Raw genomic sequence first — 14,528 nt, 5'->3', positions numbered from 1 at the left:
AAGTTTATCTATGAAACTTCCGGAGTATTTTTTAATCATAAATATTAGAAGACAGGTAACGATCTCCACGATCGCAAACAATACTCACAACGATACCTTCATCTAATTCGTTGCATAGTCTAACAGCAGCAGCCGTAGCTCCTCCACTGCTCATTCCGGCAAAAATGCCTTCTTCCCTGGCTAGTTTTTTAGTCATTTCGATGGCTTCTGCCTCACTTACTTCCAAAATTCGATCTACTTTTGTGGGTGTGAATATTTTTGGTAAGTAAGCTTCCGGCCACTTTCTAATTCCTGGAATTCGGGAATCATCGGTAGGTTGTACCCCAACGATCTGAATTTCCTTATTCTTTTCTTTTAGAAAAGTAGAAGTTCCCATTATTGTACCGGTTGTTCCCATGGAAGATACAAAGTGGGTTACTTTATGTTTGGTATCGTTCCAGATCTCTGGCCCGGTTGTATTATAATGAGCCTGCCAGTTATCGTTATTACTAAACTGGTTGATCATAAAATAATCTCCGCCTGCCATTTTTTCTTCAGCATAATCACGAGCTCCTTCAATGCCCCCATCGGCATCGGTAAGTGTTACTTTAGCGCCATAAGCGCGCATCGTTTGCACACGTTCTATCGTAGAATTTTCAGGCATCACCAGCTCGATATCCAACTTAAAAATTCTGGCTACCATGGCTAGTGCTATTCCGGTATTGCCGCTTGTAGCTTCAATAAGTTTTGTTTCGGGGCTAATATCACCTCTATCTAATGCACTTTTAATCATATTATAAGCAGCGCGATCTTTTACGCTTCCACCGGGATTTTGACCTTCCAGTTTAAAATAAAGCTGAACTTTTGGATTATCAACCAAAGTTTGCGCTTTTACAAGGGGTGTATTTCCTATAAGGTCTAATATAGAATTATTCATTCTTACTCGTATTTTTAATATTGATTTGAGGAGTATGTGATACCATAGAGTTTTCTGGGACTGAAGCTGTTAACCATACATTCCCTCCAATAATACTGTTAGCTCCAATAACAGTTTCTCCGCCTAAAATAGTAGCATTCGCATAAATGGTCACATTATTTTCAATAGTGGGATGCCTTTTAATGTTTTTTAGATTGCGGTCTACAAATAAAGCGCCGAGAGTAACTCCCTGGTAAATCTTTACATTATCTTCTATCACGGCTGTTTCTCCAATAACAACTCCTGTAGCGTGATCTATAAAAAATGGTGTACCAATTTGGGCTCCTGGATTAATATCGGTTCCTGTGAGACCATGTGCACATTCTGTCATTAATCGTGGTACCAAAGGCAATCCGAATTTATAGAATTCGTGACTAAACCGGTAAATAGCAATAGCGAAAAAGCCGGGATAAGAAAGGATAACTTCTTCTAAAGAATTTGCTGCAGGATCGTTTTCTGAAATCGCGACCGCATCTTTATTAAGTTTTTCCAGTATTTTTGGTAGTTTATCTAAATATTCCTGCCAAATATCCCTACAAGGCGTATTTGGCTTCCAGCAAACTAAATCTGCCAGTTCTTCAAAATCTTTTCCTAATTGTACGATATTCTTTTCTACAGGTGTTTCCTGATCAAACAAGGTGTAAAAAAGATTTTTAGTAAAAGCTTCGGTTTTTTCTTTAATACTGAATTTTAAATTCGGAAGCTTTTTTTGTGCTATTATTTTTTCTATAACTTCGTTCTGGCTCATTTAAAACTGCAATTTTTATATAACAATCCTTGTTTTAATTCAAATGTAAACAATAGCAAATCAAATTGCATTTAAATAGCTATAAATGCTTTCAATAATCTTATTTAATTTCTATTAGTTTTAATTTTTCACAAGAGAATAACTGAGTTAATTTTGTCACAAATAACTACAAGCCAGTTTATTAAATTGGTAACTTTAATTCGTAAAACCAATTAAATTTTATTAGAATGGCACAACATGGGAAACAAAAAATGGAAGATGCAAAGAAGGAGCCAAGAAAACAGCAAGCGGCACCAAAAAAGCAACCCGCAAAACACGAAAAGCCTAAAAAATAGTTTAGGTTAACTAGAAAAAGAAATAATTCAGGCCACCTCAAAAGGGTGGCTTTTATATTTTATACATTTCGTTCCCTACTTCTTTTATTCTCTATAGGTAGCCTTATATTTGCGGTTTTCTAAATTGAAACAAAGCATTTTGAAGGACTATTTCTATTTTTTACGCGGAAATTTTAAAAAAGTAAGTTTTGGATGGCTACTCACCTTCCTATCCAGTTTTGGCCAAACTTTTCTTATTTCGCTCTATGTTCCTGAAATTGTCAAATCCTTTAATATATCTGAAGGTACATTTGGTGCTATCTATGCCGGCTGCACCGTAGCGGCTTCAATAATTATGCTAAGCGTTGGGCATACCGTAGACCATAAACCGGTAAAAAAAGTTACTGCCTTTACCGTCTTAAGCCTGGGACTATCCAGTATTTTACTCGGACTCTCCTATCATATTGCTATTCTTTTTGTAGCTTTAATCGGGCTTAGGTTATGCGGGCAGGGTTTAATGAGCCATATAAGCATGACTATAATCTCTAAGTATTTTGATAAGAATCGTGGAAAAGCACTTAGTATTTCCTCATTGGGTTATTCTATGGGAGAAGCTATTTTTCCCATAATAATCACCTCCATTATCGCTTTTTTTGATTGGCGTATTGCCACTATTGTGAGCGGTGTGGCCTTACTGCTATATTTAATAAGGTTAAAGTTTACTAATCTACTGGATTTTGACCACCAACTTTCTACCAAAGGAAAACCATCTACCTGGTCGCTTTTAAAAGATTACAAGGGTGTAGTTTTCGAGAAACGTTTCGGAATTATGATGCCTGCCAGTTTTATACTGAGTTTCACTAACACGGCTATTTTCTTTTATCAATATGTTTTTGTTGAAGATAAAGGCTGGTCACCAAAACTTTACGCTACATTTTTCACCGTTTATGCTGTTTCCAGGTTTATATTTTCATTAGTTGGAGGAACCTGGGTTGATAAGTTTAGTGCGAAGAAAATGTTCAGATTTTATTTAATTCCAATGACCTTAGGTTTGATTCCTTTCGCTTTGATGGACAGCATTCTTGGTGCTTTCCTTTTCTTAATTACTGCAGGAATTACCGGTGGAATGGCTGGCACTGTAAAAACGTCGCTTATTGCCGAAATCTACGGAACCGAAAAAATGGGTGCAATTAGAAGTGTATTTACTATGTTTATGGTGATAAGTACCGCCTTAGGTCCTTTGTTGGTTGGGTTCATGATTGATGGTAATTTTGATTTTAGTACTATTATCCTTCTATTATTTGCTGCGATGCTATTAATAAGCATAAATTCACAACGAATAAAGAATATTACAAAAGTCTCAACGCTTTAAACTAAAAGATCCTTTAATCGTTATAAAACCCTCTATATAAATATGATACCAATAATCATTAGAAGGTAAGGCACGCCCATTTAAGTTTCCGTTCCAGGTGAAAGTTTCTCCCGGTCCGGCTTTTAATAATTTCCCGTAACGATCAAAAATTCTTATTTCTGAAGAGGGAAAATATTCGAGCCCGTTAATGCTGAAATTATCATTATAACCATCTGCATTGGGCGTTATAAATCTTGGGATAACAATATGCGGAAATTCCTGGCTTACCGTATTACATGAAGAAATATCTCGCATATAGACGATATAAATTCCGCTGGGAACCGATGTAAACCTATTTGACATTTGATAATTGCCTCCGTCCAGGGAATATTCGAAATCGCCATCGTTAGCGGGCGTGACAATAATATCCTCTAAATCAGAATTTATCTGTTCTATTTCAGCTATATCTACCTGGTTAATTTCAAAGTTCTTTGTGGAAGAACAGCCTTCTGAAGTTGTGAGAATAACGCTAAATGTTCCTGGTTCAATTATTTCAATTTCCCGGGTCGTCTCACCTGTAGACCATTCATAGGAGAGTACAGACAGACCGGAATCTAGAATAAGGGATTCACCCTCACAAATTTGTAAAACTTCATCCTCTACCTGCAAACTTTCATTTATGATTAATTCGATAGCAATACGTTCACTAGCTTCACAATCAAAACCTTGATTTACTGCTTCTACGTAATAAATTCCCGGTACTTCCGGCAAATAGGAAACCATATTTTCAGCAATCAAATTATTATTATCATCATACCAGTTGGCAGTTTCATTATCTTCCACATCAACATTTAGTTCAGGAATTTCATCATCACTACAAATACTTATATTTCCGGCGCTTTCTGGTGGCGAAGGAGTTTCAAGAATATTAACCGTGAAAATTTCAGAAACAGAACTACATAAATTATCGTTTAGGTTTACAGGATCTTCAGCTACCTTAACTCGGTAAAATCGAGAATTATTTAGTGGTGGAGTATTATAAACTTCATCATTTTCCCCAGAAATATCATTCCAGGTTTCATTATCATTGCTTTCCTGCCATTGGTAAGCGTGAGTGTCATAAACCGAAAAATCTGGCGTCGCCTCCAGGCTAAGACTTACCGGCGCTTCTTCAGCACAAAAATCTAATCGATTATTAGCGTTTTCTGAAGTAATCGTGGTAAGATCACCGCAAGACCTGAAAATGATATCGTCTATGGCTAAATCATTACCGCAGCCACCTTCTCCATTATTAAACATTTTAAGGATAATGGCCTCCTGCCCTACTTCAGTTTGGAAAGTAAGTGCATATTGCTCCCATTGCGGACTATTTGTAGAGGTAATATCTCCTGTATTTCCTTCTTTAAGCAAGTTTGCATCATTTTCATCCCAAATTTCAAAACGAACGTTTATTGGAATTCCACCATTTTCACACACATTACTGGAGCGATCATAAATATTCATTAAAAATGCCGAAAACTCATAAGTAGTATTTTCACAGAGACCGGTAATCTCTGTTTGGTAAAATCGGCCAGAAGTAAAAGACGCGTTTACAATAAGTGCGTTTCTATTAGAAACAGTGTTGGGCGGCAAGCTTGAATGCCAGGAGGTAATAAAGTTTCCAATTTGGTTAGAAACCGTGTACTGCCCATCTTCAGGATCACGATCTACGTAGGTATAATTAGTTGTACCGGCAGATAATTGGGTTATTCCTTCAAAATCTTCCTGAAATATGGGGTCACCTTTACTGCCTTCACAAAAACCCAGTTGGGCATATCCGGAAGTGCAAAATATTAGAAAACAGAAAAGAAGCGAAAATCTCATTTCTTCAAAAGTACACAATTACTGCGCATCTTGAAATTGCATTTCAATTTTCTCAAACCTGTAAGCGTTAGGCCAGTTTTGACTTTCAGCTTCGGCAGCAATTTTTAGAATTCTAAGTTTGAATGCTGCTAATATTCCTTGCTTGTTAATAAAATGTACTGCTTCTTCAAAAGATTTAAAGATACTTTTGCAAAATGGCTCTTTTAAATTGCTTTTTTCTTCAGCAAAAGTTTGGGCAATTTCCACATTAAAAAGCATCAAATCGGCGGTTAAATGAGGTTCAACCCCAAGTTGCTTAAAATGTTTTATTTCTTTTTGCGCAATAGAACGTCGGGCCTTTGGTTTACGTCTGGTTTCTGGAAAATATTCTTTTGAGATCTTCAATTTCGATTTCCGCATTAATTCTTCTTCCCGGGGATTAAATACAAAATCATAAAAAACCTTTACCGGTTTAAAACGCTCATAAAGATCTACAATTTGCTCTTCCAGTTGTTCTTTACTTAATTCCTCAAGGTATTTTTTTAATTGGCGCTTACTCATTTAGCTAAATTTTATTTTCGCTATGGATTTTTGCAGATTTTCTGAGATTTCCAACAGCCATTGCAATTGACTACTAACCAATTGAGCTTCCTGTAATTTTAGCTGTACTTCTTTTTGATCTTTTTGCGGTTCCTCTTTTAGTTGTTTTTGACTTTCTGCCAGTAAGCTTTTATAGGTTTTAAGAAGTTCAGAAGCAGCTTTTTCTGTACTTGAGGGATCAACCTCCTTCAAAGTTTGAGTCTCTTCCAGGCCTTTCGCTGCATTTTCAAGATTGGTGCAAATATGGGAAACAAAAACTTCAAAATTCCTGGATGCTGTAGTGGTTTTATGATTTCTAATAAAAGTTCCCAGGGACGCCAAAGCAGAAAGAAAGGTTTGGTTTAAACCTACAATTTTATAAAGCTGCTCTAATTCCTTTTGTTTAAATTTTGGCTCTTGGGTCATTCGCTGGAAGGAAGCACTTAAATTACCCATCGCCAGAAAGGCCTTTTTCCTGGAAAGTTTATAGGAAGTAGGGAGATTCTTCTTTTCGTGATAAAAACTATCAATTTCTTTCAGGTATTTTTGATTGGCACTAATGCTTTCTCTAATTACGTTCTTGATATGCTGTGACTCCCACGCGGGCCACAAAACGAGATTTCCTAAAGCAGCAAGACCGGCTCCCAGCACAGTATCTATTACTCTAAACTGGATTACATTAAAGATATCAGGTTTTAGGAGAGAATAAATGAATATAATACTCAAAGTAATAAAAACCGCTGCGGTACGGTAGTTCCGCTGCAATAAGGAAAAAGCCAGCGTAAGTGAAAATAAGCCCAAAAAACCATAAACAACCTGGTTTTTTATTAGAAAAACAATTCCCAGAGCGATTACGGCACCTATAAGAGTACCTACAATACGCTGTTTTGAACGGTCTTTTGTTAGTCCGTAATTTGGACGCATAATTACTACAATGGTAAGAATGATCCAATACGCATTTTCAAACGAAAAATATAATCCTATACTAAAACCTACTAAAATCACGATAGCAAGTCTTAGCGAGTGCTTGAAAATTGGAGAGCCAAAATTAAAGTTTTCAATTAAGGTCTTGGGATCATAATCTTGCGGAGTTATAAATTGTGCTACCTCTTTGTTTTTCATTAATACCGGCTCACGGGTATCTAGATTATGTAGAACCCTAACAATGGTATTTATCTTTTGCCCTTGTTTTTCCAGATAATCGAATAGATTCTGAAGTAAAAATGCTTTTTCATTATTTTCTGAAGAAATAAGTGCGCGTACCTCCTTAAAATTGTCTTCTATTGCTTTTAAATATTCCCGAATTTCTTTAGTTGAAGATTCTTTCTTTTTTTCAACCACTACTGAAATTTCGTCAAGCTGAAATGCGATCTTTTTTATTAGTTTTTTAAAGCGTTCTAACAATTCCCGGTCATCCTTCAGCACCTCGTCCATTTTTTTGTAATCAACGGGGTTCGCCATAGCCAACTCCAGGATATCTACCAATTCAATAAAAATAAGTAGACGTTTACGGGCATAATTGGAGTTTCCGGAAGCACGTCTTGCATTAATTAGTAAGTTTCGTAGACTTTCGTGTTTTTCGTTAAGATCGGTTTGAAGAAGAAATAATTCCTTCTGAAGTTTTTCTCTCTCATTAGTTTCAGTAAGAAGATGCGCTCTTGTTTTTAAATATTTTGCGGTAAGCTCAAGGCATTCAGCTAAAAGTTGTTCCGTATGATGTTTCGGATTAAGATAGGTCCAGAAATTACTTAAGAGCAGGTAACACAAACCGCCGCCGGTAATTAGTAAACCTCGTTCCCAGGGTAGAATTTCCGTCGAGATATTAGCAAAACTCAAAACAATCGCAAATAAACCGGCAAAAGCTACAAGAGAGGCTCTAAAACCATAAACCGCCAAATAAGAAATACCAAACATTAAAATGCCCAAAAGAGGTAAAACGAGCCAAAGATAAGGCGCCGAATAACCCATTATTATGGATACAATTCCAGCTAATACTGCGGCAATAATTACCCCAACATTTCGATGTCTAAAACTACCGGGAATATCACTGGGAGAACTTAGTAAAGCGCCCATCGCCAGCACTACTCCTATTTCAAAATTGCCTAACCAAATGAAAATCCCAACCGGTGAGCCTATAGCCACAGTTAGCACCATCGCTTTAGAGAAGTCGGTGCTTCTAAGATATTTCAGGAATTCCTGCCAGTAATTAAAAATAATGTTGGGCAAATTTTGTGCTTTTATAAAACAAAGTTACGGTGTATTATAGAGTAATTGGCAATCCTTTAAAAAATGATAACATTTACACAATAAAGAAATTTTGAACTGAGACCATTATATGAAAATGGAGATTTTAAGTTTAAATTAATAATCCTGAGTTGCAGAGGTCTCTACTAAGCGGTAATTTACTTTGAAATAAAAAAAATATCTAAAATGAATAAAAGTATATTATTAAAAAACCGCCCAAAGGGAAAACCATCCCTTTCAGATTTTGAAATTAAAGAGATTGAAAAACCAACAACGGGGGAAAATGAAATTTTACTAAAAGCGAAGTATATATCTGTAGATCCATATTTACGTGGAAGAATGCGAGACGAGGAATCCTATATCCCACCATTTGAATTGAATAAACCTATAGAATCTATGTTGGTGGCTGAAGTTATAGAAAGTAATAGCAAAGATTTTAATGCTGGAGATTTTGTAAGTGGAATGCTAAAGTGGGAGCTTTTCCAAACCCATACCGGTGAGAATTTGAATAAGATTGATACTAATTTAGCCCCGGCCAGCGCATACCTTGGTATTTTGGGATTAACCGGTTTAACCGCTCATTTAGCCCTTAAACATATTGGAAAACCTGAAAAAGGAGAAACCCTTGTAGTTTCAGGTGCCGCAGGTGCAGTTGGTAGTGTTGCCGGACAAATTGGGAAAATTAAAGGTTGTAGGGTAATTGGAATTGCCGGAACCGATGAAAAAATAGATCATATAAAAGAGAAATTCGGTTATGATGAAGGTATAAATTATAAGACTACCGAAAGTATGAAAAAGGCAATAGCCAAAACCTGTCCCGATGGTGTTGACGTCTATTTTGATAACGTTGGTGGTGAAATTCTAGACGCAGTGATGATGAATATTAACCGATTTGCCAGGATTATTAACTGCGGAGCAATTTCTATTTACAATGAAAAAGAAATGCCTACAGGCCCAAGGCTTGAAGGAATAATGATCAAAAAAAGTGCTTTAATGCAGGGCTTTTTAGTAAGAAATCATTTTGATGAATTTGAAAGTTCAATAAAAGAACTTGCAGGATGGCTAAATGAGGGAAAACTTAAATACGATGAAACGATTGTAAAAGGTTTTGAGGAAACACCACAGGCATTTCTAGATCTTTTTGAAGGAAAAAATACCGGTAAAATGGTGGTTGAAATTTAGAATTCTTCTTAGAATTAGTCATAAAAAAAAGCTCGTTTGGAAAATTTTTCAAACGAGCTTTTAAATTTAAAAATAATTGATATCTGTAAAGTATAAAAAAGAGGTTTCTAAGAATTCTATTCTCGTCAAGCTGAACTTGTTTCAGCTTCTAACCTGTTTCAATTATTAATATTTTAGATCCTGAAATAAATTCAGGATGACGTTTTTAAAACGTTTCAGATAACTTCTTTTAAATTAAGGTGCCTAACTTATTGTTGTTGGTCTGTTGGCATTATATAAACATCATTGATATTAGCTCTTTTCGGCTGACTTAATGAATAATAAATTGCATCAGCAATATCTTCTGCCTGTAATGGAGTTAATTCTTTAAACATTGGCTCCATATCTTTCTTGATCTCATCATCGGTAATTGTATCTGTCAATTCCGTAGAAACAAATCCAGGATCTATAGAAGTCACATTAATTCCATAATTAGGAGCTAACTCTGCTCTAAGTCCTTCAGAAAACATCTTTACTGCAGCTTTTGTAGCGCAATAAACTGCTCCGCCGGGATAATACTTATGCCCTGCACTGGAAGAAATATTGATTATATGTCCGCTTTTTTGCTCCATCATTGTTGGTAGCACTGCGGCTACACCGTTTGTTACTCCTTTAATATTCACGTCTATCATCTTATCCCATTCTTCAGTATGAAGATTTTTCACGTAAGAAAGAGGCATTAATCCGGCATTATTTACAATTCCGTCAATACTTCCAAATTCTTCTAAAGTTGATGAAACTATTTTTTTAAAATCTTCTTTTTTAGTAACATCACCAGCTACCACTAAAGCTAATCCACCGTTTTTTACTATTTCATCTTTCAAAGACTTTAATCTGTCTTCACGGCGAGCACTTAGTACAACATTTGCGCCTTCCTGAGATAATTTCTTTGCTGTAGCTTCTCCAATTCCACTAGAAGCTCCTGTAATTATTATAGTTTTTCCTTTAATACTCATATCTATTTTTTTTGGTTCTATAACAAAGCTAATGTGGATAAGGACTGAAAACCAGTAATTTTAGATTTTTAGTATGCATTTAACGGCATTGCCTAACATACATCAATATGAAGTATTCTAACTTCTTAAAAAATTATGAAATTACTAGATAATCGAAATTTAATTATTCAAAGAGAGTTTACTCCTTTAAATATTCGGTGATTTCTTTTACCGTTGCTCTGGCAGATCTACCAACACCTATTAGCGTTGCTGATGCATAACCGGTCCAGCCACCATAACCTACTAACCAAAGTCCGGGTGAATTTTGGGCTTTTGTTCCTTTTGTTTTCACTTTACCTCTATCATCAATTTTCACAATATTTTCAAGATGATTGGTAGCATAATGAAACCCGGTACACCAAATTATAAAGTCAAAATCTTCTTTAGTTCCGTCTTTCCATTTCACGCCACTTTCGGTTAACTCGGTAAAACTACCTTTGGTTTTAAGTACTCCCCTTTCCCGGGCTTCCTTAACAGTTGGTACCATTACAATATTTCCAAGATTGTAAGCTTCTGGGTTGAATTTCTTTCCTTCTTTTTCGGCTTTATATTTTGCGGTAGCCACATTAAAAATAACTCTTCCATCTACATCATCGGGTAAATATTCAGGATCTTTTAAAGTAGCCCAACTAGTGTTCGCAACTTTAGAAATTTCAGCTAAAATTTGTGCTCCAGAATTTCCTTCCCCAACAATAAGCACATTCTTATTCTTAAGCTCATCGGTATTTTTATAATGAGCCGAATGAATCTGTTTTCCGAGGAAAATATCTATTCCTTTTATCTTCGGAATAAAAGGCGCTTTCCAGGTTCCGGTTGCGGAAATCACTGTTTTTGCTGAAAAATCTCCTGTTGATGTTTTAATCTTAAAAATGCCTGATTCCTTTATTATATTTTCAACCTTAACCGGGCGCTTAACCGGAAACTCATAACGTTCTTCGTACTTACACAAATAATTAATCACGTGATCTTTGGGTGGAAATCCATCTTCATTTTTAGGCATTAGCCAACCCGGAAGCGAGGATTGATCTGCCGGTGAAAAAAGCCTTAAAGAATCCCAGGTTTTTTGCCAGGCTCCACCGCATTTCTCCTGTCCATCAAGTATTAAATAATTCAGTTTTGTTCTTCTTAAATAATAAGCGCAGGCAAGTCCGCTTTGACCACCTCCAATTACTATTACGTCATAAACTTCCGCCATTATGCTAATTTTTCTTTAGGATAATATTTCTGTTTCAACCAAAATGCCACACTCACCAAACCAATTAAAACCGGAACTTCCACTAAAGGCCCGATCACACCGGCAAAAGCCTGGCCGCTATTTATTCCGAAGACCGCGATAGCTACCGCTATGGCAAGTTCAAAATTATTTCCGGTTGCGGTAAAGGAAATGGAAGCATTCTGTTTGTAATTTGCTCCAAAGAATTTAGAAACAAAAAAGCTGATAAAAAACATGAGAATGAAATAAACCACCAGCGGAATAGCGATTAAAACTACGTCTATTGGAATTTCAACAATAGTTTCTCCTTTTAAACTAAACATCACTAAAATTGTAAATAACAATGCGATTAAAGTGAGGGGCGAAATAGCCGGAAGAAATTTTTCTTTATACCAGGCTTCACTTTTAGCTCTAACCAAAATCACCCGACTTAAAAATCCGGCAAAAAATGGAATTCCCAGGTAAATAGCTACACTTTCCGCGATTGTACCTATAGAAACATCTACAATAGCGCCATCAAATCCAAAATATGGAGGTAAAATGGTAATAAAAATCCATGCATAAAAACTATAAAAGAAAACCTGGAAAATACTGTTTAAGGCGACCAAACCGGCGCCATATTCGCTGCTGCCTTCAGCGAGATCATTCCATACTAAAACCATGGCGATACAACGGGCGAGGCCAATAAGAATTAAGCCCACCATATATTCGGGGTGATCCTGAAGAAAAATTATTGCGAGGAAAAACATCAAAACTGGGCCAATGATCCAGTTTAATAATAAGGATACACTCAGGATTTTTACATTTTTAAAAATCCTGGGCAAATATTTATAATTCACTTTCGTCAGGGGCGGATACATCATTAAAATTAAACCTATCGCAATGGGAATATTAGTTGTTCCTATGCTGTAAGAATCAATAATTCCAGAGCTTTGCGGAAAATAATAACCTATTGCAACTCCTATAAACATTGCCAGGAAAATCCAAAGCGTAAGGTATTTATCGAGAAAATTCATCTTTTTTAGAGACATCACGGAAAATATTTATTCTGAAAATTAATTGGTTAGCAACATTGATCCTTTTGAGGGATATTAGAATCTAAAAAAGTGGTAAAAAGTTCTTTAACCTGTTTCCATTTTTCGGCATTTATGCAATAGCAAACTCTGGTACCCTCTATATCTCCTTTTATTAAACCGATATTTTTTAGTTCTTTTAAATGTTGAGAAATGGTGGGTTGTGCGAGACCAACTTCCTGCACCAGGTCGCCGCAAATGCAGGATTTTGATTTTATAATTTCCTGAAGAATAGCTATTCTTGCAGGATGCCCCAGGACTTTAGCGATTCCCGCTAGTTCATTTTGCGAAGGAGAAAATATTTCAGATTTTGTAAGACCCATTTTTCTATAATTGTTTATTGCAATATTACGATAAATAGAGCGCTAAAAAAAGAGGCTGTTTAAAAAGTTTCTTAATCTGTCCAGGTCGTACAAAAAGTAAAAATTAGTCAAGCTGAACTTGTTTCAGCTTCTAACATGTTAGATCCTGAAATAAATTCAGGATGACGAGATCTAAAACTTTTTATCCAATTTCAAAAATCTCATTACAACTTGATGACATTAAATCTTTTAAAACAGCCTCAATTTCTAATTTCTTAAAAAATTATTTCTGAGGTGGTTTTGATGGTCTTACCTCTATCTTACTTGGTAAGGTACGTTTATTCATTTTTAGAAGATCTACCACTAATTCGCCAATATCTTCCGGCTGAATTTTCCAGGCATCTTCTTCATTTGGGGTATGGTCGTTAAAATGCGTAGCCACAGAACCTGGCATAATTGTACTTACATTAATTCCTTTTTGTCTAAGATCTAGCATCACTGCCTGAGTAAAACCTGTTAATCCAAATTTACTGGCATTATAGGCAGCTCCTCCTGCAAAGAAATTTGTTCCGGCAAGACTGGAAATGGTAATTAGGTATCCTTTAGATTTTTCTAAAGCAGCTAAACTGGATTTTACGCTATAAAAAACTCCGGTTAAATTGGTATCTATCGTTTCCTGCCATTTCTCGGGAGATAATTCATCTATAGATCCAAAGTGACCTATCCCTGCGTTGGCAACCATCACGTCTAATTGCCCAAATTTATCAATTGCCGCTTTTACAGCCTTTTCCTGACTTTCGTAATTTCTTACATCTGCTTCTAAACCTAGAGCATCGGTGGCGCTTAATTTTTTTGCAGCTTTCTCGGCAGCATCTTTAGACCTACTTGTTATGGCAACTTTCATTCCCAGGTCTAAAAGTGATTGGGCTACTCCATATCCAATACCCTTACTTCCACCTGTTATAAATGCAACTTTTCCTTTTAATGAACTCATAGTATTTGTATTTTTTTGATTGAGTTAAAGCTACTAAACAATGCTATTTCGCTGAAATCTTAAGGACTAAGATATTGTTAATTTTAAAGAAATTTAAAATGATAAAATTTTTGAATACGGTTTTGCTCTTAGGCAAAAGTTAGTTTGGACATACCACTTTGGGGCTTGTGCCTGCGCGTAGTGATTTCCATTAATTTCTTTGTTAAAATGTTTTATAAAACCACGAAAGCAGTACATTTGCAAAAAATAGTATAACCTGATTAACTTATTTTCTCTTGAATAATATCAAAGCCCAAAAATTACTCAATAAGATTCAGCGCGATTTAATGCGTAACGGAATTATTACCAATACCCTGGTAACTGACCTGAAAGAGTTAAGGACCCTTGTCGTAGAAGAAGGGCAGCCACTTTTAGCTAAAATAATCAGGTTAACTTATGAACACGTAGATGCTTACGATTCTTTTAATATTGCGATTCCAGAAGATGACCCTATAGAAGAAGGAGAAGAAGCACCGGTACAGGAGGAGACAACCGGGCAGGAAAGTCTGGACTATTTACTTTCTTTGATGGCCGATCCTACTAACCGTGTTAATGAAATTGAATTACGTGAATACGTAAACGCTTTCAATGAATATGCTGAAGAAAATTAGATCGTAATTTAAATAAATACTACGGCCTGGTATTTGAATATCATCTG

General features: G+C 35.9%; 13 protein-coding genes. 3 read left to right on the top strand and 10 right to left on the bottom strand.

Translation table 11 applies throughout. The annotated features are described in order from the left end of the window. Positions 1-31: 31 nt before the first annotated feature. Together cysM and epsC are read right to left on the bottom strand one after the other, a co-directional pair. A complete protein-coding gene (cysM, locus tag FG27_RS17900) occupies positions 32-916 on the bottom strand; it encodes a cysteine synthase CysM (protein WP_037321580.1) in 885 nt (294 codons plus the stop codon). Then, positions 909-1,703, bottom strand: coding sequence for a serine O-acetyltransferase EpsC (gene epsC, locus FG27_RS17895; protein WP_037321578.1), 795 nt, complete (start codon positions 1,701-1,703; stop codon positions 909-911). Before epsC ends, cysM begins: the two co-directional genes overlap by 8 nt. Positions 1,704-2,177: 474 nt before the next feature. Between epsC and FG27_RS17890 the strand changes: the two genes are divergently transcribed. Next, a complete protein-coding gene (locus FG27_RS17890; protein WP_037321577.1) occupies positions 2,178-3,389 on the top strand; it encodes an MFS transporter in 1,212 nt (403 codons plus the stop codon). Here FG27_RS17890 and FG27_RS17885 read toward each other — a convergent pair. Genes FG27_RS17885 through FG27_RS17875 form a run of 3 tightly spaced genes read right to left on the bottom strand, consistent with a single transcriptional unit; the run spans position 3,378 to position 8,015 of the window. Next, entirely contained in the window at positions 3,378-5,231 is a 1,854-nt protein-coding gene (locus tag FG27_RS17885; RefSeq protein WP_037322468.1) for a T9SS type B sorting domain-containing protein, read from the bottom strand. The two genes, FG27_RS17890 and FG27_RS17885, sit on opposite strands and share 12 nt — an antisense overlap. 18 nt (positions 5,232-5,249) lie before the next feature. Then, positions 5,250-5,771, bottom strand: a complete 522-nt coding sequence (locus FG27_RS17880) for a DUF6155 family protein (protein ID WP_037321575.1) — start codon at positions 5,769-5,771, stop codon at positions 5,250-5,252. Continuing rightward, on the bottom strand, positions 5,772-8,015 hold the full coding sequence (locus FG27_RS17875) for an FUSC family membrane protein (RefSeq protein WP_231563361.1): 2,244 nt from the start codon (positions 8,013-8,015) through the stop codon (positions 5,772-5,774). 204 nt (positions 8,016-8,219) lie between these two features. On the opposite strand from FG27_RS17875, the gene FG27_RS17870 reads away from it, so the two are divergent. Continuing rightward, positions 8,220-9,215, top strand: coding sequence for an NADP-dependent oxidoreductase (locus FG27_RS17870; RefSeq protein ID WP_037321573.1), 996 nt, complete (start codon positions 8,220-8,222; stop codon positions 9,213-9,215). A 248-nt stretch (positions 9,216-9,463) separates the two neighbouring features. Here FG27_RS17870 and FG27_RS17865 read toward each other — a convergent pair whose 3' ends face one another. The 5 genes from FG27_RS17865 to FG27_RS17845 form a co-directional block, all read right to left on the bottom strand. Further along, positions 9,464-10,210, bottom strand: coding sequence for an SDR family oxidoreductase (locus FG27_RS17865; protein ID WP_037321571.1), 747 nt, complete (start codon positions 10,208-10,210; stop codon positions 9,464-9,466). 178 nt (positions 10,211-10,388) lie between these two features. Further along, entirely contained in the window at positions 10,389-11,444 is a 1,056-nt protein-coding gene (locus FG27_RS17860) for an ArsO family NAD(P)H-dependent flavin-containing monooxygenase (RefSeq protein ID WP_037321568.1), read from the bottom strand. Then, a complete protein-coding gene (gene arsB, locus FG27_RS17855; RefSeq protein ID WP_037321566.1) occupies positions 11,444-12,493 on the bottom strand; it encodes an ACR3 family arsenite efflux transporter in 1,050 nt (349 codons plus the stop codon). Before arsB ends, FG27_RS17860 begins: the two co-directional genes overlap by 1 nt. Before the next feature lie 32 nt (positions 12,494-12,525). Next, positions 12,526-12,858 carry a helix-turn-helix transcriptional regulator gene (locus FG27_RS17850; RefSeq protein ID WP_037321563.1) on the bottom strand — a complete coding sequence of 111 codons (333 nt, stop codon included), beginning with the start codon at positions 12,856-12,858 and terminating at the stop codon, positions 12,526-12,528. Positions 12,859-13,120: 262 nt separating this feature from the next. Then, a complete protein-coding gene (locus FG27_RS17845; protein WP_037321560.1) occupies positions 13,121-13,831 on the bottom strand; it encodes an SDR family oxidoreductase in 711 nt (236 codons plus the stop codon). 275 nt (positions 13,832-14,106) lie between these two features. Between FG27_RS17845 and FG27_RS17840 the strand changes: the two genes are divergently transcribed. Then, a complete protein-coding gene (locus tag FG27_RS17840) occupies positions 14,107-14,481 on the top strand; it encodes a hypothetical protein (RefSeq protein ID WP_037321557.1) in 375 nt (124 codons plus the stop codon). The last annotated feature ends 47 nt before the right edge of the window (positions 14,482-14,528 follow it).

Origin of the sequence: Salegentibacter sp. Hel_I_6 (assembly GCF_000745315.1) — a bacterium.
In the GTDB taxonomy this organism is placed as follows: Bacteria; Bacteroidota; Bacteroidia; order Flavobacteriales; family Flavobacteriaceae; genus Salegentibacter.
The sequence above is the reverse complement of the archived record's forward strand: the minus strand, read 5'-3'. Positions and strand labels throughout refer to the sequence as shown.